Annotated in this window: 18 protein-coding genes; 6 read left to right on the forward strand and 12 right to left on the reverse strand. The window is 70.3% G+C overall.

Annotation, left to right across the window (positions count from 1 at the left end):
- Positions 1-54 precede the first annotated feature (54 nt).
- Together purH and purN are read right to left on the reverse strand one after the other, a co-directional pair.
- Positions 55-1,626, reverse strand: coding sequence for a bifunctional phosphoribosylaminoimidazolecarboxamide formyltransferase/IMP cyclohydrolase (purH, locus tag ACQPZK_RS27270; RefSeq protein ID WP_433535673.1), 1,572 nt, complete (start codon positions 1,624-1,626; stop codon positions 55-57).
- Complete coding sequence (purN, locus tag ACQPZK_RS27275) at positions 1,623-2,243, reverse strand: phosphoribosylglycinamide formyltransferase (protein ID WP_421473123.1); 621 nt, start codon at positions 2,241-2,243, stop codon at positions 1,623-1,625. The genes purH and purN overlap by 4 nt, the downstream gene beginning before the upstream one ends.
- 183 nt (positions 2,244-2,426) lie before the next feature.
- Here purN and ACQPZK_RS27280 point away from each other — a divergent pair, with 183 nt between their 5' ends.
- Positions 2,427-2,723 carry a CD225/dispanin family protein gene (locus ACQPZK_RS27280; RefSeq protein WP_421473124.1) on the forward strand — a complete coding sequence of 99 codons (297 nt, stop codon included), beginning with the start codon at positions 2,427-2,429 and terminating at the stop codon, positions 2,721-2,723.
- 26 nt (positions 2,724-2,749) lie between these two features.
- Entirely contained in the window at positions 2,750-3,313 is a 564-nt protein-coding gene (locus ACQPZK_RS27285; RefSeq protein ID WP_433535674.1) for a DUF4190 domain-containing protein, read from the forward strand.
- Positions 3,314-3,520: 207 nt separating this feature from the next.
- Here the strand turns inward: ACQPZK_RS27285 and ACQPZK_RS27290 are convergent, their stop codons facing one another.
- Positions 3,521-4,816 carry a cell division protein PerM gene (locus tag ACQPZK_RS27290; RefSeq protein ID WP_433535675.1) on the reverse strand — a complete coding sequence of 432 codons (1,296 nt, stop codon included), beginning with the start codon at positions 4,814-4,816 and terminating at the stop codon, positions 3,521-3,523.
- A 201-nt stretch (positions 4,817-5,017) separates the two neighbouring features.
- Here ACQPZK_RS27290 and ACQPZK_RS27295 point away from each other — a divergent pair, with 201 nt between their 5' ends.
- Positions 5,018-5,278, forward strand: coding sequence for a DUF4190 domain-containing protein (locus tag ACQPZK_RS27295; RefSeq protein WP_433535676.1), 261 nt, complete (start codon positions 5,018-5,020; stop codon positions 5,276-5,278).
- Between the two features lie 62 nt (positions 5,279-5,340).
- Here the strand turns inward: ACQPZK_RS27295 and sucD are convergent, their stop codons facing one another.
- The 3 genes from sucD to ACQPZK_RS27310 form a co-directional block, all read right to left on the reverse strand.
- Positions 5,341-6,228 carry a succinate--CoA ligase subunit alpha gene (gene sucD / locus ACQPZK_RS27300; protein ID WP_433535677.1) on the reverse strand — a complete coding sequence of 296 codons (888 nt, stop codon included), beginning with the start codon at positions 6,226-6,228 and terminating at the stop codon, positions 5,341-5,343.
- A 2-nt stretch (positions 6,229-6,230) separates the two neighbouring features.
- Positions 6,231-7,409, reverse strand: coding sequence for an ADP-forming succinate--CoA ligase subunit beta (gene sucC, locus ACQPZK_RS27305; RefSeq protein WP_433535678.1), 1,179 nt, complete (start codon positions 7,407-7,409; stop codon positions 6,231-6,233).
- A gap of 418 nt (positions 7,410-7,827) precedes the next feature.
- The gene (locus tag ACQPZK_RS27310) at positions 7,828-8,232 is read right to left on the reverse strand and encodes a cobalamin B12-binding domain-containing protein (protein WP_357126249.1); all 405 of its coding nucleotides are present in this window, start codon (positions 8,230-8,232) and stop codon (positions 7,828-7,830) included.
- Between the two features lie 428 nt (positions 8,233-8,660).
- On the opposite strand from ACQPZK_RS27310, the gene ACQPZK_RS27315 reads away from it, so the two are divergent.
- The gene (locus tag ACQPZK_RS27315; RefSeq protein WP_433535679.1) at positions 8,661-9,368 is read left to right on the forward strand and encodes a M23 family metallopeptidase; all 708 of its coding nucleotides are present in this window, start codon (positions 8,661-8,663) and stop codon (positions 9,366-9,368) included.
- Between the two features lie 262 nt (positions 9,369-9,630).
- Entirely contained in the window at positions 9,631-10,398 is a 768-nt protein-coding gene (locus ACQPZK_RS27320; protein WP_433535680.1) for a M23 family metallopeptidase, read from the forward strand.
- 178 nt (positions 10,399-10,576) lie between these two features.
- On the opposite strand, the gene pcrA is transcribed toward ACQPZK_RS27320, so the two are convergent.
- Positions 10,577-12,982, reverse strand: coding sequence for a DNA helicase PcrA (gene pcrA, locus ACQPZK_RS27325; RefSeq protein ID WP_433535681.1), 2,406 nt, complete (start codon positions 12,980-12,982; stop codon positions 10,577-10,579).
- A 291-nt stretch (positions 12,983-13,273) separates the two neighbouring features.
- On the opposite strand from pcrA, the gene ACQPZK_RS27330 reads away from it, so the two are divergent.
- On the forward strand, positions 13,274-13,663 hold the full coding sequence (locus ACQPZK_RS27330) for a chorismate mutase (protein WP_433535682.1): 390 nt from the start codon (positions 13,274-13,276) through the stop codon (positions 13,661-13,663).
- A gap of 190 nt (positions 13,664-13,853) precedes the next feature.
- Here the strand turns inward: ACQPZK_RS27330 and ACQPZK_RS27335 are convergent, their stop codons facing one another.
- The 5 genes from ACQPZK_RS27335 to ACQPZK_RS27355 form a co-directional block, all read right to left on the reverse strand.
- Positions 13,854-14,867, reverse strand: a complete 1,014-nt coding sequence (locus ACQPZK_RS27335; protein ID WP_433535683.1) for an ABC transporter ATP-binding protein — start codon at positions 14,865-14,867, stop codon at positions 13,854-13,856.
- Positions 14,860-15,888 carry an ABC transporter ATP-binding protein gene (locus ACQPZK_RS27340; RefSeq protein WP_433539331.1) on the reverse strand — a complete coding sequence of 343 codons (1,029 nt, stop codon included), beginning with the start codon at positions 15,886-15,888 and terminating at the stop codon, positions 14,860-14,862. The genes ACQPZK_RS27335 and ACQPZK_RS27340 overlap by 8 nt, the downstream gene beginning before the upstream one ends.
- Positions 15,889-15,913: 25 nt before the next feature.
- Entirely contained in the window at positions 15,914-16,873 is a 960-nt protein-coding gene (locus ACQPZK_RS27345) for an ABC transporter permease (protein ID WP_433535684.1), read from the reverse strand.
- Complete coding sequence (locus ACQPZK_RS27350) at positions 16,866-17,792, reverse strand: ABC transporter permease (RefSeq protein WP_421473134.1); 927 nt, start codon at positions 17,790-17,792, stop codon at positions 16,866-16,868. The genes ACQPZK_RS27345 and ACQPZK_RS27350 overlap by 8 nt, the downstream gene beginning before the upstream one ends.
- Positions 17,793-17,941: 149 nt before the next feature.
- Entirely contained in the window at positions 17,942-19,582 is a 1,641-nt protein-coding gene (locus ACQPZK_RS27355) for a peptide ABC transporter substrate-binding protein (protein WP_433535685.1), read from the reverse strand.
- Between the last annotated feature and the right edge of the window lie 58 nt (positions 19,583-19,640).

A 19,640-nucleotide genomic window follows, 5' to 3' on the forward strand; every position in this document is an offset into this window, starting at 1 on the left:
GCACACCGGCGTGTCAGGGCAACAACTTCATGATCAGCGAGAACCGGGGGCGGGTTAGTGGAAGAAGTGGCGGGTTCCCGTCAGGTACATCGTCACGTTGGCCTTCTTCGCCGCTTCGATGACCTCTTCGTCGCGGATGGAGCCGCCGGGCTGGACGATGGCGCGGACGCCCGCGTCGATGAGGATCTGCGGGCCGTCGGCGAACGGGAAGAACGCGTCCGAGGCGGCCACCGAACCACGGGCCCGGTCGGCGCCGGCACGGCTGACCGCGAGCTGTGCCGAGTCGACCCGGTTGACCTGGCCCATGCCCACTCCGACGGTCGCGCCGTCCTTGGCGAGCAGGATCGCGTTGCTCTTCACGGCGCGCACCGCGCGCCAGGCGAACGCCAGATCGCGCAGCAGCTCCTCGTCGGCCGCCTCGCCGGTGGCCAACTGCCAGTTCGCGGGGTCGTCGCCGGGGGCGTCCACCCGGTCGGCGACCTGGGTCAGCACGCCGCCGGTCACCGGCCGCCACTCAAGGGTCGCCGGGGTCCACGCGGGCGCGCGCAGCAGCCGGATGTTCTTCTTGCCCTGCAACACCTCGACCGCCCCCTCGTCGAAGCCGGGGGCGACCACCACCTCGGTGAAAATGTCCGCGACCTGCCGGGCCATCTCGACCGAGACCGGCCGGTTGACCGCGATGACACCGCCGAACGCCGACACCGGGTCGCAGTCGTGCGCCCGGCGGTGCGCCTCGGCCACGTCGACGCCGACCGCGATGCCGCACGGGTTGGCGTGCTTGATGATCGCCACGGCCGGCTGGTCGGCGAAGTCGTTGGCGGCCCGCCAGGCGGCGTCCGCGTCGACGTAGTTGTTGTAGGACATCTCCTTGCCGTGCAACTGCTCGGCCTGGGCCAGCCCCGCCGGGGCGTCCGGGTCGGTGTAGAGGGCGGCCGGCTGGTGCGGGTTCTCGCCGTACCGCAGCACTGCCGACTTGCGCAGCGCCGAACCGGCGAACGCCGGCCAGGTGTCGTCGGCGGGGGCCAGCTCACGGGCACACCACTGGGCGACCGCCACGTCGTACTCGGCGATGTCGGCGAACGCGCGGGCCGCGAGCGCGCGACGCTGGGCCAGCGTGAAGCCGCCCTCGTCGAGCGCGCCGAGCAGCGCCGGGTAGCCCGCCGGGTCGGTGAGCACGGCGACCGAGGCGTGGTTCTTGGCGGCGGCGCGCACCATGGCCGGGCCGCCGATGTCGATCTGCTCCACGCACTCCTCGACGCCGGCCCCGGAGGCGACGGTCGCCTGGAACGGGTAGAGGTTGGAGACCAGCAGGTCGAACGCCGCCACCCCCAGCTCGTCGAGCTGCGCCACGTGCGTGTCCTTGCGCAGGTCGGCGAGCAGGCCCGCGTGCACCTTCGGGTGCAGGGTCTTCACCCGGCCGTCGAGCACCTCGGGAAAGCCGGTCACCGTCTCCACCGCCGTCACCGGCACACCGGCGGCGGCGATGGTGCCCGCCGTGCTGCCGGTCGACACGATCTCGACGCCGGCCGCGTGCAGGGCCTGGGCCAGCTCGACCAGACCGGTCTTGTCGTAGACGCTGACCAGCGCCCGCCGAATCGGGCGACGCCCGTCCTGAGTGGGACTCACGGAACCGTGACCTTCCTTCCGGTGATGGTCCAGCCTTCGCGGACCAGCCGACCGACCTGCTCGACGAGCTGGCGGCGCTCGGCTTCCTTGATGCGTTCGGTGAGGGTGTCCACGTCGTCGTCGTCGAGCACCGGCACCGCGACCTGCGCCACGATCGGCCCGGTGTCCATGCCGGCGTCGACGAAGAACAGCGTGGCCCCGGTGAGCTTCACGCCGTAGGCGAGGGCGTCGCGCGGACCGTGGATGCCGGGAAACGCCGGCAGCAGGGTGTTGTGGGTGTTCAGGTAGCGGTCGCCGAAGGCGGCGAGGAAGTGCGGGCCGACCAGCTTGAGGAACCCGGCGGAGATGACCAGGTCGGGTTGGTGCTTGGCGACGTGCGCGGTGAGCGCCCGGTCCCAGTCCTCCCGGCTGTCGTGATCCCGGACCCGCTCGACGAACGTCGGCACCCCGGCGGCCTCGGCCCGGTCCAGGCCCGCGATGCCGTCGCGGTCCGCGCCGACCGCCACCACCTGGGCGCCGTACGCGGGGTCGACGGCGGCGTCCAGCAGGGCCTGGAGGTTGCTCCCGGAGCCGGAGACGAGGACGACGATGCGGGCGACGGACGCGGGCTCGGTCACCGCAACACCCTATCGGGCAGGTCACGAACGCCCTTCGACCGGGCGGCGCGCCGAATCTGTGCCGGCGCGGACGAGCATCGAACCGGTACGCTGCCGGTCGCTCGGGCTGGACACCGTGCCGGCCCGCAACCCCTGTCAGTGACCCGGCACCGCGAGCGTGCCGATCGAATGAGGAGCACCCCCATGCATCCCGGCGCCCACCCCCAGCAGCAGCCGCCGATCAACAACAACATGACGATGTCGATCGTCGCCATCTTCCTGTTCTGGCCCCTGGCCATCCCGGCGATCATCAACGCGTCGAAGGTCAACCCGCTGCTGCAGCAGGGTGACTACGCCGGCGCCCAGGCCGCCGCCGCAGAGTCGCGGAAGTGGTCGAAGTGGGCCCTCATCGTGGGCATCGCGTGGCTTGTCATCGTGTTGCTGTGCTGTGCGTTGGGTGGTCTGGGCGCGATCATGAGTGGGGACAGCAGCACCAACTGACGGAACCAGCCAAGGAGTTCTCTCGAATGCAGCCCGGTAATCCCGGTCAGGACCCGTACGGCCAGCAGCCGAACGACCCGACCGCACCCCAGCCGCCGCACGACCCGTACGCCCCGCCGCCAGCCAACCCGTACGGCCAGCAGCCCACCTCGGGTCAGCCGTACGGTCAGCCGACCTCGGGCCAGCCCTACGGCCAGCCGCCGCAGGACCCGTACGGCGCGCCGCAGGCCCCGTACGGGCAGCAGCAGCCGCAGGCGCCGTACGGGCAGCAGCAGCCCTACGGCTCTCCGACGTACCCGAACGCCGGGTACCCGCAGGCCCAGGGGCAGAACAACACCCTCGGCCTGGTGTCGATGATCCTCGGCATCGCGTCGATCCCGCTGGTCTGCTGCGTCTTCCTGGGCATTCCGGTGGGCATCGCGGCCGTGGTGACCGGTTACCTCGCCAAGCAGAAGGTCGCCCAGGGCCAGGCCAGCAACGCCGGTCAGGCCAAGGCGGGTCTGATCTGCGGCGCGGTCGGCGTCGGCCTGGGCATCCTGCTGCTCCTTCTGAACATCGTCGGGAGCTTCAGCCTGCCGACCGAGCCCTGATCGGCAACCCTCTCGTCGGGGCGCTCCGGATCTCCTCCGGGGCGCCCCGCGGCGTTCCCGCCCGTCCTGCGGCTCCCGCCCCCGGGCGTTGATCATGAAGTTGTCGCCACCCGCCTCGGCGTGTCATGACAACAACTTCATGATCACCGATGGGAGGCGGGTCCCGGGGGGGGCGGGTCCGGGGGGGGCGGGCAGGGGCGGGCGGGGTCAGGGGGTGGGGCGGGGGGTGCGGGCCAGTGCGCGGGTGGCTGCGGCGCCGAGCAGCGCGCCGACCGCGACGACGCCGGTCGCCACGACGCCGACCTGCCAGGCCACCGGCCCGAGTTGCGCCAACCGCCCCGACCCGAGCGGTCCGCCGGAGGCCGCGGCGGCGATGCCGAGCAGCGCGCCGGCCACCGGGCCGGCCAGCGCCGCCGGCGCCAGCAACTCCGCCCACCGTCGCGGGGCACGCTCCGGCCCGGCGACGCGAGCCAGCCGGCGGGCGAGCAGCCAGCCGGCGACCATCCCGGCCAGCACCGGCACCGCGAGCAGCAGGGCGCCGAGGCCGTCCACCGGGCCACGCGGCAGGCCGGCGAGCAGGGGTACGGCCGGCAGCGCGCCCACGGACACCTCACTGGTACGCACCGCCGTGTCGACGCCGACGGCGAAGCCCGGCCCGAGCAGATAGCTCGTCGACCAGACCGCCGCGTTCGGCGCGTACGCCATGCTGACCAGGGTGATCCCAGCCTGCCCGGCCACCCCGGTCCGGTACGCGCCGATCATGTCCGCCGCGTCGCCGCCGCCGGTGGCCACGGCCAGACCGGCCGCGCCCGCGCCCGCCCCGAGGAGCAGGAGCGCGGCCACCAGACCGGTGCGTACGCCGTCGCGCAGCGGGCCGGGTATCCGGCTGACGAGCAGTCGGGTCACGGCGGTGACGCGGATCGCGCCGACCAGCGCGCCGAGCGTGCCGACCACCGCGAACGTGGCCGCCGCCCGCACCGGGGACACCTGTGGACCGTGCGCGCCGATCAGCACCGCGGCGAGGGCGCCGAGCAGCGCGTACGCCAGACCGACCGCTCCGGCCGCGATCAGCGCCCGGCGCGGTGAGTGGCTGTCGCGGGCGCCGATCGCGCGGCTCACGTGCACACCGGCCCGGGTGAGTCGCCACAGCGCGAGCACGGTCAGCGCCAGCGGGGCGAGCCCGAACGGGCCCGCCTCGGTGTGCAGCGCAACGCCGTGCCCCACCAGCCAACCGGCCAACGCGGTGCGCAGGGTGCCGCCCAGCGTGGTGGAGTCCGCCCCGAGCTGGACCAGGCCGAGCACGATGGCCACCGGCAGGTACGAGGTGAGTGCGGCCCCACCGGCGGCAACCCCGGCGGCGACGGGCAGCGGCGCCCGTCCGCGCGGCGACTCACCGGCGCGGGGCGCGGGCACCCGTCGGCGCGGCGCGGCGCGGTCGACCGGCCGGTCGTCGGCGCGTACACCGCCCGCACGGCTGGGACGGTCAGGGGTGACGGGGGACATCCGCTCTACTCTGGCACGTCGCGCGGGCTGTGGCAGTCCGATAACCCGCCCCGGAGGGCGGCGAGTTGGGCGAACCGGGGTCCGGGCGACCCGGACGGGTCTAGCGTCGGCCCTGAGGGGGTGGCCGTCGCCGCCGTCGGGTCCCACCCGCCGGTCGCGACCCGGGTCGGTCGGGCCGCCCACGACCCACCGGAGGTAGTCGTGACGAGCGCATATCCGCCGCCCCCGCCGGCCAGGGGCCGGGACCGCACCACGCTCTGGGGCGTGCTGGGCATCGTCCTCGGTCTGATCTGTTGCGGCATCCTCGGCATCATCTTCGGCTACCTGTCACTGCGCGACGCGCGGCGCAACGGTCAGTCGCCCGTTCTCGGCTACCTCGCCATCGCGTTCGGCGTGATCAACATCATCGGTGGGTCGATCCTGCGTCTCACCGGCAACTACCCGTTCTGGAACAACGACTGAGCCGACGGTACGACGAAGGGGCCGACCGTTCCGGTCGACCCCTTCGCTGTTGCCCTGCCGGCTCAGTTGCCGGACATGATCTCCCGCATCAGCTTCGCGGTCTCGGTCGGCGTCTTGCCGACCTTCACCCCGACGGCCTCGAGCGCCGCCTGCTTCGCCTCGGCGGTGCCGGCCGAGCCGGAGATGATCGCGCCGGCGTGACCCATGGTCTTGCCGGGGGGCGCGGTGAAGCCGGCGATGTAGCCCACCACCGGCTTGGTGACGTTGGCCTTGATGAACTCGGCGGCCCGCTCCTCGGCGTCGCCGCCGATCTCACCGATCATCACGATGGCGTCGGTCTCCGGGTCGGCCTCGAACGCCTTGAGGGCGTCGATGTGCGTGGTGCCGATGATCGGGTCACCACCGATGCCGACGCAGGTGGAGAAGCCGATGTCACGCAGCTCGTACATCATCTGGTAGGTCAGCGTGCCGCTCTTGCTGACCAGGCCGATGCGGCCGGAGCCGGTGATGTCGGCCGGGATGATGCCGGCGTTGGACGCGCCCGGCGAGGCGATGCCCGGGCAGTTCGGCCCGATGATGCGGGTCCGCTCGCCCTGCGCGAGGTTGTACGCCCAGAACGCGGCGGTGTCGTGCACCGGCACGCCCTCGGTGATCACCACGGCCAGCGGGATCGCGGCGTCGATCGCCTCGACCACGGCGGCCTTGGTGAACTGCGGCGGCACGAAGATGACGGTGACGTCGGCCCCGGTCTCGGCCATGGCCTCGGCCACGGACGCGAAGACGGGCAGCTCGGTGCCGTCGAAGTCGACCTTCTGGCCCGCCTTGCGCGGGTTGACGCCGCCCACCACGTTGGTGCCGGCGGCGAGCATCCGCCGGGTGTGCTTGGAGCCCTCGGAACCGGTCATCCCCTGGACGATGACCTTCGAGTCCTTGGTCAGCCAGATAGCCATGATCAGACCCCCGCAGCTGCCAGCTCAGCGGCCCGCTCGGCCGCACCGTCCATGGTGTCCACCCGCTGCACGAGCGGGTTGTTCGCGCTGTCCAGGATCGCCCGGCCGGCCTCGGCGTTGTTGCCATCGAGACGGACGACGAGCGGCTTGGTGACCTGCTCGCCGCGCTGCTCCAGCAGGGCCAGGGCCTGGATGATGCCGTTGGCGACCTCGTCGCAGGCGGTGATGCCGCCGAAGACGTTGACGAAGACGCTCTTCACGGCCGGGTCGGAGAGCACGATCTCCAGCCCGTTCGCCATCACCGCGGCGCTCGCGCCACCGCCGATGTCGAGGAAGTTGGCCGGCTTGACGTTGCCGTGCCGCTCGCCGGCGTACGCGACCACGTCGAGGGTCGACATGACCAGACCCGCGCCGTTGCCGATGATGCCGACCTCACCGTCGAGCTTGACGTAGTTGAGGTCCTTCTCCTTGGCGGCCTGCTCCAGCGGATCGACGCTGGCCTGGTCGACCAGGGCCTCGTGGTCCGGGTGCCGGAACGCGGCGTTCTCGTCCAGCGTGATCTTTGCGTCGAGCAGCAGCAGTCGCCCGTCGCCGTTCTTGGCGAGCGGGTTCACCTCGACCAGGGTGGCGTCCTCGGCGACGAACGCCTGCCACAGGCCGACGGCCACCTCGACGACCTGGTCGGCGACCTCGGTCGGGAAGCCGGCCGCGGTGACGATCTCCCGCGCCTTGGCCTCGTCGACACCGGTGTTGGCGTCGATCGGCGCCTTCACCACGCGGTCCGGGGTCTCGGCGGCGACCTGCTCGATGTCCATACCGCCGGCCACGCTGGCGATGCAGAGGAAGGTGCGGTTCGCCCGGTCGAGCAGGTACGAGAAGTAGTACTCCTCGGCCACGTCCGCCGTCACGGTGATCATGACCTTGTGGACGGTGTGACCCTTGATGTCCATGCCGAGGATGTCGGTGGCCCTGGCCACCGCCTCATCCGGGCCCTCGGCGAGCTTGACGCCACCGGCCTTGCCTCGGCCGCCGACCTTCACCTGCGCCTTGACGACCACTCGACCGCCGAGGCGTTCGGCGATCGCGCGGGCCTCTTCGGGGGTCGTGGCGACGCCGCCGGCCAGCACGGGCAAGCCGTGCCGCTCGAACAGGTCCCGCCCCTGGTACTCGTACAGGTCCACGATTGCGCGTCCCGTCCCGTCTCCGCGGCGCGCCGTCGCGCCGCCACCAGCGTTCAGAAAACAGTTTGACGCCTGTCATCAGTTGAAACAGGCCATTGGCGGCAGCCTAGCGAGGTGGGCACGGCCGGCAACCGAGCGGGTGCGCGGTGTGCGGTAATGCACAACCGTGTTCGCGGTACGACCCGTTCCGGCCAGGTCACGGTGGTCGTCAGCCGTCCGGGCGATGTTGGCAGGGGTGCGTAACCCGCCCGTGAAGTCGTCGTTGAGTCAGGTGTCGGAGCGCTGCACAGCGCGATGACGGGAGACGGCCGATGCCCTGTCGGTCGAGGGGTGGCGGCGGGGCATCGTGCATAGAGGGGCCGGACGTGTGAGGGGTGCGTCCGGCCCCTCCCCCGTGCCCAGATACCGCGCCTTCCGTTCAGGAGACCGGCTGAGCGACGTTCTCGCGGACCCACTCGACGATCGCCTGGGTCGTGGCGCCCGGCGTGAAGATCTTGGCGACGCCCAGCTTCTCCAGCTCCGGGATGTCGTCGTTCGGGATGATGCCGCCTCCGAAGACGACGATGTCCCGGGCGTCGCGCTCGGTGAGCAGCTCCAGCACCCGACGGAACAGCGTCATGTGCGCGCCGGAGAGCACCGAGAGTCCGACCGCGTCGGCGTCCTCCTGGATGGCCGTCTCCACGATCTGCTCGGGCGTCTGGTGCAGGCCGGTGTAGACGACCTCCATCCCGGCGTCCCGCAGGGCCCGGGCGACGACCTTCGCGCCGCGGTCGTGGCCGTCCAGACCTGGCTTGGCGACGACGACCCGAATTCGAGAGCTCATCAGCGCACACCTTTCACCGGCTTCACGGCCTTCACCTGAACGAACGGTAACCCGCCCGGGCGGGGCCGGGAAATCCGGGCCGGAAACACGTCCGACATCCCGGCGACCACGGACGCGCCCGGCGGCGCCCGCTCTCGCTCGGCCGCCGCGTCAAGCCGGACTACTCCGCCGGATCGGTCACGCTCGGCGACGAACGGGTGGTTACGGGGGCACCGTTCGACGACGCGATGCGTGACAATCATGGACGCAAACGGACAAGTCGACACGCCAATTCCGCGGTCTGGCTTGTGACTCGCCTGGTGGTTGGCTAACGTGTCCACGGTTGTCATCAGGTCCATGGACGGGTGACGACGCGGTCGGCAGACGTTCACCCGAGCTTTCACGGACGTCCACCGGTCGCTTCGGAACCCCGACAACGGAGGGTGTGCGTGCGCCAGCGCCTGTCGTCTGAGCCCGATAGATATCGCGGCCGCCGCCGCGTACCCACCCCCCCGCGTAGCCGTTACGCGGCGGTCGTCACCACCGCGTTCGTCGGCGCGGGCATCGTCGCGCTGGGCGCGTCGGCCATGCCGGACGCCAAGGACGTCAGCCCGTCGGTACTCGACGAGCTCAAGCAGGCGTCGATCACCAGCCAGGACGCCGCGGCCCGGGCGGACAACGCCGACCGCGCCTCCCGGGACAGCCGGGGCAAGGAAGCGGCCGAGCCGGACGTCTGGATGCTGCCGCTACAGGGCTACGACTTCAACTCCCCGTACGGGATGCGGTGGGGCAAGCTGCACACCGGTGTCGACCTGGTCGTCCCCGAGGGCACGCCCTACGTGGCCGTCCACGACGGGCTGGTGACCAAGGCCGGCTGGTTCGGCGGCTACGGCTACGCGGTGATCGTGCAGCACACCGACGGCAGCGAGGCCATCTACGGCCACTCCTCGGCGCTCAGCGTCAAGGAGGGCCAGCAGGTCAAGGCGGGCGACCAGCTCGGCCTGGTGGGCCAGACCGGCCACGCCTACGGCACGCACCTGCACCTCGAGCTTCATGTCAAGGGCGCGCCGATCGACCCCGTTCCGTACCTGCAGGAGCGCGGAGTGGACATCAAGCTGCAAGTCGAGGCAATCTACAGCGAGGTAGCCGCGTCCTGACGCTGCGTACTGACCGTTGACCGCCCGGATCTGCCGATCCGGGCGGTTCTGCGTCCACTGATGTTTCCTGGGTCACAGTGGCGACTGTGACCCAGCACACGGAGCACATGATCATTTTTCCGGACGTCGGACTTCAGAGCACCTCATAACGGGCCGAGCCGCCTGCGGTCCGCGCGCCGCACGGCCGGACCACGCGGTCATCCCACTCGGCCCGGCACCAGTATTTCGAGGTCAAGTGCCCCCTCGACTGTGAAGGTCCGCCGTGCAGGAAGACAGCCCCGTCCAGAACGAGAACACCCCCGACACCACCGGTGAGCAGCCTCGGCGCGCCCGTCGGCGGAACCGCCTCATCGTGCTCGGCGCGGCCGGCCTGGTCGCCCTCGGTCTGGGCGGGGTCGCCGTCGCCACGACCGGGCCCGACCGGCCCGCGCCCGCCGCCGTCTCCCTCGACGCGCAGTCCCGGGCCGAGGCCGCCAGCCGGGCCGACCGTTCGGCCCGCGAGTCGAGCGCGCCCGTCTCCCCGTCGGCCAGCCCGACCGTGAGCCCGTCGACGGCCGTCGCCAGCCCGTCTCCGACGAGGACAGCCCCCGCCAAGCCGAAGCCGAAGCCGAAGAAGACCACCAATCCCACCCCCGCCTGGGTCGACCCGATGCCCGGGGCCTCGGTCACCTCCTGCTACGGCCAGCGCTGGGGCACCCTGCACGCCGGGATCGACCTGGCGCTGCCGTCGGGCACCCCCATCCGCGCCGCGGCGGCCGGCACGGTCACCCAGGCCGGCGACGCCGCCGACGGGTACGGCAACTCGGTCTTCATCGACCACGGCAACGGCTACCTGACCCACTACGCCCACCAGAGCCGCATCGCGGTCACCGTCGGCCAGAAGGTCAAGGCCGGCCAGGTGATCGGGTACGAGGGCGCCACCGGCGACGCGACCGGCCCACACCTGCACTTCGAGGTGCACCAGGGCATGTGGAACCAGATCGACCCGGCCCCGTTCATGCGCGCCCGAGGCGTAGACCTAGGCTGCTGACCCACCCCGCCCCCACCCCCGTCCCCGCCCCACCCATTCCTGCGCCGATCTTGCACTTTCTGTGGCGACATAAAGGGCACAAGCCCTCATGTCGACAACAGAAAGTGCAAGATCGGCGCGGAAGGGGGGCGGGCGCGGGGCGGCGCGGGAGGGAAGCGGGCGCGGGGGGGGGGGTGGGTTAGAGCTTGTCTATTGGGGCGTGGCGTAGGACCAGCCACATGGTCTGGTCGCCGAAGTCGATCTGCGCTCGGGCGCCCGGGCCGTGCCCTTCGACGGCCAGCACCCGGCCCAGGCCGTAGCGCTGGTGGTTGACCCGGTCGCCGGCCGCCACCTTCGGCCCCTGCGGCAGCTCGCTGGCCGTGGTCAGGCGACTGCCGTCCACGCCGAGCCGCTGGGCGAGCTGGGCCGCCTTCGGCGTACCCCCGGTGAAGGTGCCGCGCCCGCCGGGCGCGCGGTCCGCGCGGCCACCGACGCCGCCGCCCCCGCCGGCCCACGAGGTGTACGACCCCTCGGTGCGCTCCCAGCGCACCAGCTCCGGCGGCAGCTCCTCCAGGAAGCGTGACGGCGGGTTGTAGGACGGCTGCCCCCACGCCGAGCGGGTGACCGCACGGGAGAGGTAGAGCCGCTGTCGGGCCCGGGTGATTCCGACGTACGCCAGTCGGCGCTCCTCCTCCAGCTCACGGCTGTCGCCCAGCGAACGCAGGTGCGGGAAGACGCCGTCCTCCAGGCCGGTCAGGAACACCACCGGGAATTCCAGGCCCTTGGCGGTGTGCAACGTCATCAGGGTGACGACCCCCTGGTGGTCGGGGTCGTCGGAGGGGATCTGGTCGGCGTCGGCCACCAGCGCGACCTGCTCCAGGAAACCCGCCAGGGTGGCACGTTCCCCGTCGGCGCCCAGCGACTCGATCCGCTCGGTGTACTCCCGGGCGACGCTGACCAACTCCTGGAGGTTGTCCACCCGACCGGCGTCCTGCGGGTCGAGGCTCTCCTCCAGCTCGGTGAGGTAGCCCGAGCGGGTCAGCAGGGCCTCCAGCACCTCCTCCGGGGTGCCGGTCTCGGCCAGCTCCCGCGCGCCGTCGAGCAGCGCCACGAAGTCGGCGATGCCGTTGGCCGCCCGGGTGGAGATGCCCGGGGCGTCCTTGGCACGCCGCAGCGCCGCCCCGAAGGAGATCCGATCGCGACTGGACAGCGCCTCGACGCACGCCTCCGCGCGGTCGCCGATGCCCCGGCGCGGGGTGTTCAGCACCCGCCGCAGGCTCACGGTGTCGTCGTCGTTGACCACCGAGCGCAGGTACGCCAGCGCGTCGCGGACCTCCTTGCGCTCGTAGAAGCGCACCCCGCCGACCACCTTGTACGGCAGGCCGACCCGGATGAACACCTCCTCGAAGACGCGGGACTGGGCGTTGGTGCGGTAGAAGACCGCGACGTCACCGGGGCGGGTCTCGTCGGCGTCGACCAGCCGGTCGATCTCCCGGCCCACCCAGTCGGCCTCGGCGTGCTCGGTGTCCGCCACGTACCCGACGATCCGCTCGCCGTCGCCGGCCTCGCTCCACAGCCGCTTCGGCTTGCGGGAGGTGTTCCGGTCGATCACCGCGTTGGCGGCGTTGAGGATGGTCTGCGTGGAGCGGTAGTTCTGCTCCAGCAGGATCGTCCGCGCGTCGGTGAAATCCCGCTCGAACTCCAGGATGTTGCGGATCGTCGCGCCCCGGAACGCGTAGATCGACTGGTCGGCGTCACCGACCACGCACAGCTCGGCCGGCGCCAACCCGTCGGTGCCGGACACCAGCTCCTTGATCAGGACGTACTGGGCGTGGTTGGTGTCCTGGTATTCGTCGACGAGCACGTGCCGGAACCGCCGCCGGTAGCTCTCGGCCACGTGCGGGTGGGACTGGAGCAGGTGCACCGTCGTCATGATCAGGTCGTCGAAGTCCAACGCGTGCGCCTCGCGCAGCCGGCGTTGGTACAGCGTGTACGCCTCGGCGAGCGCCCGCTCGTTGGGCCCGCTCGCCCGCGCGGCGAACTGCTCCGGGTCGACCAGCTCGTTCTTGAGGTTGGAGACCTGGGCGGCCAGCCCGCGCGCCGGGTAGCGCTTCGGGTCGAGGTCCAGCTCACGGGCGACCAGCTGCATCAGGCGGCGGGAGTCGTCCGCGTCGTAGATGGAGAACGTCGACTTGAGGCCGGCGTGCTCGTGCTCGGCGCGCAGAATACGGACACACGCGGAGTGGAACGTCGACACCCACATCAGTCGGGCACGGGGGCCGACCAGCGCGGCGACGCGCTCCTTCATCTCGCCGGCCGCCTTGTTGGTGAACGTGATGGCGATGATCTCGCCGGGATGGACGTCCCGTGCGGCGAGCAGGTAGGCGATCCGGTGGGTGAGCACCCGGGTCTTGCCCGATCCCGCCCCGGCCACGATCAGCAACGGGGAGCCGGAGTGACTGACCGCGTCGCGCTGCGGCCCGTTCAACCCGTCGAGGAGTTGCCGCGGATCGAGATGGGCGGAGGCCGACCCGGGCCGGTGCGGACGGGCCGGCGCGGACTCCGGCGCGGGCGGGGACGCGGGGATGTCGAAGAGAGGATGCATCGCGCGACAAGTCTATGCCGCCAGCCGGACACTTCCCGACCGGTGCGGCCCCGTCCGCCAGCCGGGCACGGCGTCACGAACCGCGTCGGATCCTTGCGCACCGACCACCCGCGTGGGCATACTCGACGGCGTGATCGGAGCGCGCTACTACTTTTACTACGGCACCGGGAGTCCGGCTGCCGTAGGTCGCGCCTGATCGATCAGACCTGCGAAACGCCCCGGGCTCCTGGAGTCCGGGGCTTTTTCGTCCCGGGTTGCGGGCACGGGGCACCAGAGCACGAGAGGTACCCGATGATGACAGACGTGGTGGAGCAGAACGGCGGCCCGGCACGGCCGGACCCGGCACAGGCCCTGGCGGACGGGAGCGTGCCGGAGGCAGGCCCCTCGGTGGAATCCGGCGAACCGGCGGACGCGCGGACCGGCACCGTGGAGCCGACCGCCGCCGCGCGGATCGTGCAGATCAGGGAGCGGATCGACGAGATCGACCACGCCCTGATCACGCTCTGGCAGGAGCGGGCCGCGCTGTCGCGGGAGGTCGGGGCGACCCGGATGGCCTCCGGCGGCACGCGGCTGGTGCTCTCCCGGGAGCGGGACATCCTGGAACGCTTCCGGCTCGCGCTCGGCGCCGACGGTACGCAACTGGCGCTGTTGCTGCTGCGCGCGGGCCGCGGCCCGCTCTAGGGTCTGTTTCATCAGGGCGGTCGAGCCGAGGGCGGCGATCCGGCAAGGCGCGGTGACGTCACCGCAAGGCCGCCGGTCGTCGTCCGGGCCCGCCGCAGGCCGGCCAGTCCTGGTGAAACAGACCCTCGGGCATGGACAGACGGAACCGCCTGCCGTCGTCGTGGTGACGTCGGCAGGCGGTTCCGGTGAATCACGCCTCGTGGGTGGCGACGATCTCGCGCCGCTCCGCGAAGTGGCAGGCGCTCGGGTGGTCCGAGTCGCGGCGGATCTCCAGCAGCGGGACCTGCTCGGCGCAGACATCCTGCGCCTTCCAGCAGCGGGTCCGGAACCGGCAGCCCGAGGGCGGGCTGATCGGCGACGGCACGTCACCCGTGAGTCGGATGATCGTCTTGTTGTTCCGCTGGGTCGGGTCCGGCACCGGCACCGCCGAGAGCAGCGCCTGGGTGTACGGGTGGGTCGGCCGCTCGTAGATCTCGTCCTCGGTGCCGATCTCGACGATCTTGCCGAGGTACATCACCGCCACGCGGTCCGACAGGTGGCGGACCACCGACAGATCGTGGGCGATGAAGATGTACGAGAGCCCCAGCTCACCCTGCAGCTTCTCCAGCAGGTTCATCACCTGGGCCTGGATGGAGACGTCCAGCGCCGAGACGGGCTCGTCGCAGACGATCACCTCGGGCCGCAGCGCGAGCGCCCGGGCGATGCCGATGCGCTGACGCTGACCGCCGGAGAACTGGTGCGGGTACCGGTTGATGTGCTCCGGGTTCAGACCCACCAGGTCGAGCAGCTCGCGGACCTTGGCCCGGCGGCTGCCCCGGGGCGCCACCTCCGGGTGGATCTCGAACGGCTCACCGATCAGGTCGCCGACCGTCATCCGCGGGTTCAGCGAGGTGTACGGGTCCTGCATGACCAGCTGGATCTGCCGACGCAGCCGACGCAGGGCACCGCCGGAGAGCTTGGAGATGTCCTGGCCCTTGTAGATCACGCCACCGGCGGTCGGCTTCTCCAGGTTCATGAGAACCCGGGCGAGGGTCGACTTGCCGCAGCCGGACTCGCCCACGACACCGAGCGTCTCGCCGGCCGCCAGACCGAACGAGACCCCGTCGACGGCCTTGACGTGACCGACGGTCTTCTTGAACACCACGCCCTGGGTGACGGGGTAGTGCTTGACCAGGTCACGGACCTCGAGGATGTTCTCAGACACGGTTCACCAGCTCCTCGGCGAAGTGGCAGGCGCTGGCCCGGGAACGGCCCACCTGAAGCAGCGGGGGGACCTTCTCCCGACACACCGGCTGAGCCATGGGGCAACGCGGGTTGAACGGGCAGCCCGGCGGGATGTTCATCAGGTTCGGCGGGAGACCCTTGATCGTCCGGAGCTGCTGCCCCTTCTCGTCAAGCCGCGGGATCGAGTCGATCAGACCCATCGTGTACGGGTGCGCCGGCTTGGCGTACAGGTCGTACACGTCGGCTTCCTCGACGATGCGGCCCGCGTACATGACGGCGATCCGGTCCGCGACGTCGGCGACCACGCCGAGGTCGTGGGTGATCAGGATCATGCCCATCTGCCGCTCACGCTGGAGCTCCGCGAGCAGGTCCATGATCTGGGCCTGCACGGTCACGTCGAGCGCGGTGGTCGGCTCGTCGGCGATCAGCACCTCGGGGTCGAGAGCCAGCGACATCGCGATCATCGCGCGCTGCCGCATACCACCGGAGAACTGGTGCGGATAGTTGTTGAACCGGCTCTTGGCGTTCGGGATCTTGACCTGGTCAAGCATCTCGATCGCGCGCTTCTTGGCCTCGGCGCGACCCAGGCCCCGCCGGACCCGGAACTGCTCGGCGATCTGGAACCCGACGGTGAAGACCGGGTTCAGGGCGGAGAGCGCGTCCTGGAAGATCATCGCGATGCCCTCGCCGCGGATGCGGCGGCGCTCCTCGCTGGACATGCGGAGCATGTCCTTGCCGTGGAAGCGGACCTGCCCACCGGTGACGAAGCCGGGGGGCATGTCGAGGATGCCCATGATGGTCTGCGCCGTGACGCTCTTGCCGGAGCCGGACTCGCCGAGCACGGCAAGGGTCTCCCCCGCGTCGACGTGGTACGTGACCCCGTTGATGACCTTTGCGACGCCGTCCCGGGTACGGAACTCCACCCGCAGGTCGTCGACCTCGAGCAGCCGGCCGGAGGGACGTCCGGACCCGCCGGATCCCGGCGCGGACTGCTCGGACACGAGAATGTCGGACACTGGATCTCCCCTAGCGGAGTTTCGGATCGAGGGCCTCGCGGACCGCCTCACCGAGCATCACGAAGCTCAGCACTGCGGCGACGAGGAAGGCGGCGGGGAAGAACACCAGCCCCGGCGCGACCCGGATGAAATCCTTGCCGTCGCTGATCATGATGCCCCAGGACACCACCGGCGACTTCAGGCCGACACCCAGGAACGACAGGGTGGCCTCGGCGCCGATGAACGAGCCGACCATGATCGTGCCGTAGACCAGCAGCGGGGCCAGGCAGTTCGGCAGCAGGTGCTTGAGGATGATCCGACCGCTCCCGGCGCCCAACGCGCGGGCCGCGACGATGTAGTCGGCCTCCTTGGTGGCGAGCACCGAGGAGCGCATCAGCCGCATCACGACCGGCCAGCTCAGCACGATCAGCGAGATGGTCACCAGGCCCATGATCTCGGCCTTGCTGTTGCTGGTGCCCGAACCGTTGAACGTGGTGAGGATGACGATCGCGCCGAGCACGAACGGAATACCGAAGAACACGTCGGCGACCCGGCTCAGCAGCGTGTCGACCCAACCACCGAGGTAGCCGGAGATGATGCCCATGGTGCCGCCGACCAGCAGGGTGCCGATCACGGAGAGGACGGCGACCACAACGGAGGCGCGCGCGCCGTAGATGACACGGGCGTAGACGTCCCGGCCCTGCAGGTCGTACCCGAACCAGGCGTCCCCGGAAGCCTTGTTGAGGCTCCGCGACAGGGAACCGTTGACCGCGTCGCCCGGGGCGAACAGCGACGGGAAGGCCGCCATCAACAGGAAGATGACGATGACCGTCGCCGAGATCCAGAACAGTGGCTTGCGGCGCAGGTCGCGCCAGGCGTCACCGAGCAGACCGCGCGGCTTCTCGTTGCTCTGCGGCCCGGGAGCGGCCGGCGTGTCGGTCGCCTGCGGGGTAGGGGTGCTGACGATCGATGCGGTGCTTGGGTCACTCATAACGGATCCTCGGGTCCAGGGCGGCGTAGAGCAGGTCGACCAACAGGTTCATCAACAGATAGACGACCACCAGTACGACCACGATGCCAACCACCGTAGCGCTCTCCTTGGTGATGATCGCGCGGTAGACCTCGCGGCCGATTCCGTTGATGCCGAAGATGCCCTCGGTGACGATCGCGCCGCCCATCAGCGCGCCAAGGTCGGTGCCGAGCAGGGTGACCACCGGGATGAGCGAGTTGCGCAGCAGGTGCACACCGACTACCCGGCGCATCGGCAGGCCCTTGGCGATGGCGGTGCGCACGTAGTCCGCGCGGCGGTTCTCCGCGATGCTCGTGCGGGCCACCCGGGCGATGTACGCCACCGACGCGCTACCGAGCACGAAGCCCGGGACGATCAGTTCGGAGAACCGCATCTCGGACGAGACCGTCGGGTGGACGATCTTCCACTGCACGCCCAGCAGCCACTGCAGCACGAAGCCGACGACGAACACCGGCAGCGCGAGCAGGAAGAGGGTCGAGACCAGGACCAGGTTGTCCAGGAAGCCGTTGCGACGCAGACCGGTCAGGATGCCGGCGCCGAGGCCGATGACGGCCTCGATGGCGAGCGCGACCAGGGCCAGCTTCAGCGTGTTCGGGTACGCCGTGGCGATGATGTCGCCGATCTCGCGCTGCGAGAACGTCTGCCCGAAGTCGCCCTGAAGGAGGTTCTTCATGTAGTTGCCGTACTGCACGAAGACGTTCTGGTCCAGGTGGTACTTCTCGGTCATGTACGCGATGTACTGATCCGGGCAGCGGCGCTCACCGCACTTGCCGGCGAACGGGTCGCCCGGGACCGACCAGACGAGCCAGTAGATCAAGAAAGTCGAGCCGATGAAGACCGGCACGAGTTGGAGCAGCCGTCTCAACAGATAACGGCCCATGGGGTGGTCCTCCAGACAGGGGGCGCGTCGGACGGCCGACACGGTGGTGACAACGTGGCGAGTGGAATGTTGTAGCACCCACTCGCGGAACGGCCCCGGGTCGGGCTCACCGGATGTGGCGAGCCCGACCCGGGGTCAGACCGTACGGATCAGAGCTCGACCGAGGTGATGTCGAGTTCGCCGACGTTGTTCAGCTCAAGCTTCTTGATCTTCTCCGAGTGGCCGGACTGCTGGCCGTAGAAGTAGATCGGGATGCTCGGGACGTCCTGGTCGACAACCTCGACGGCCTTGGCGAACGCCTCGTGCGAGGCCTCCAGGCTCGGCGCGGCGCTGGCCTGCTTGGCCAGGGTGTCGACCTGCGGGTTGCTGTACAGACCGTCGTTGGAGGAGCCACCCTTGACGAAGAGCGGGTTGACCCAGTTCTCCACGTCCGGGTAGTCCTGCTGCCAGGCAGCACGGTACGGGCCGTTCATCTTGTGAGCGTTGATGTTCTGGCGGAAGACCGCGAAGGTCGGGACGCCCTCGGCGCGGGCCTCGATGCCGAGGTTGGTCTTGACCTGCTGCGCAACGGCGTCCATCCAGTCCTTGTGGCTGGAGTCGGCGTTGTAGTAGAAGACCATCTCACCGGTGAAGCCGCCGGCCTCGGTCAGCAGCTGCTTGGCCGTGGTCGGGTCGAACTTGCAGGCGGTGCAGTTGCCCGGCTTGGCGCCCGGGGTCAGCGGGTTCGCCCAGCTGTCGGCCGGCTTGCGGGTACCGAAGAAGATCTTGTCCGAGATCTCCTGCCGGTTGATCGACAGCGAGACCGCGCGACGCAGCTTCGGGTTCTGGAAGCGCTTGTCGTAGATCGGGAACGCGATGAACGCGGTCGACGGGGTGACCGTGTTCAGGCCCCGCTCGCCGAGGTCGGCCTTCCACTTGTCGCCGGCGAGCGCCGAGGTGGGGACAACCTCCATGAAGTCGAGGTTGTTGCTCAGCAGGTCGGCGTACGCGGCCGTCTCGTCCTGGTACAGCTTGACGTCGACGTCCTTGATCTTCATCTTGTCACGCAGGTTGTAGTCGTCGAAGCGCGTGAGCTTGATGAGGACGTTGTCCTGCCACGAGACGAACTTCACCGGGCCGTTGCCGATCGGCTTCTTGCCGAACTCCTCGGGCTTCATGGTGAAGAACGCGTCCGGCAGCGGCATGAAGGCGCTGTAGCCGAGCTTGGTCGGGAAGACCGCGGTCGGGGCGGCGAGGGTGACCTCGAAGGTCTGGTCGTCGACGACCTTCAGGCCGGAGAGCTCCTTGGCCGACGGGGTCGGGGCCTTCTGCGGGCCGTCCGGGCCGTCCGGGTCCTCGGTGTAGGTCTTGTCGAAGCCCGCGATGTCCGCGAAGAAGGAGCCGTTCTGCGCGCCGTTCGGCGAGTACGCGGCCCAGTTCCAGGCGTCGACGAAGTTCTTCGCCTTCACCTCGGTACCGTCGTGGAACTTGGTACCCTTCTTGATCTTGATCGTGAAGACCTTGGAGTCCTTGGTGTCGATGGACTCGGCCAGCGCGTTGCGCGGGGCCCCACCGTCGTTCGGGTACTCGACCAGGCCGGTGAACAGCCAGTCGATGACCTTGCCACCGCCGGTCTCCGTGGTGTTCGACGGAACCAGCGGGTTCTCCGGCTGGACGCCGTGGATGACGATGGCGCCATCCTTGCTGGCGGCGGCGTCGCCGTCGCCGTCACCGCTCGAGCAACCGCTCGCGACAAGCGCGGCGGCCGCGCTGAGCGCGATCGCGCTCGTCGCCCGCTTCGAGACTCTCATTCCGAGGGGCCTCCTCTTTCTAACCTGGTCCGTCGTGGGTTTCACGCACGTTTGGGGG

It is taken from the genome of Micromonospora sp. CA-249363 (assembly GCF_050950185.1).
Classification (GTDB): Bacteria; Actinomycetota; Actinomycetes; order Mycobacteriales; family Micromonosporaceae; genus Micromonospora.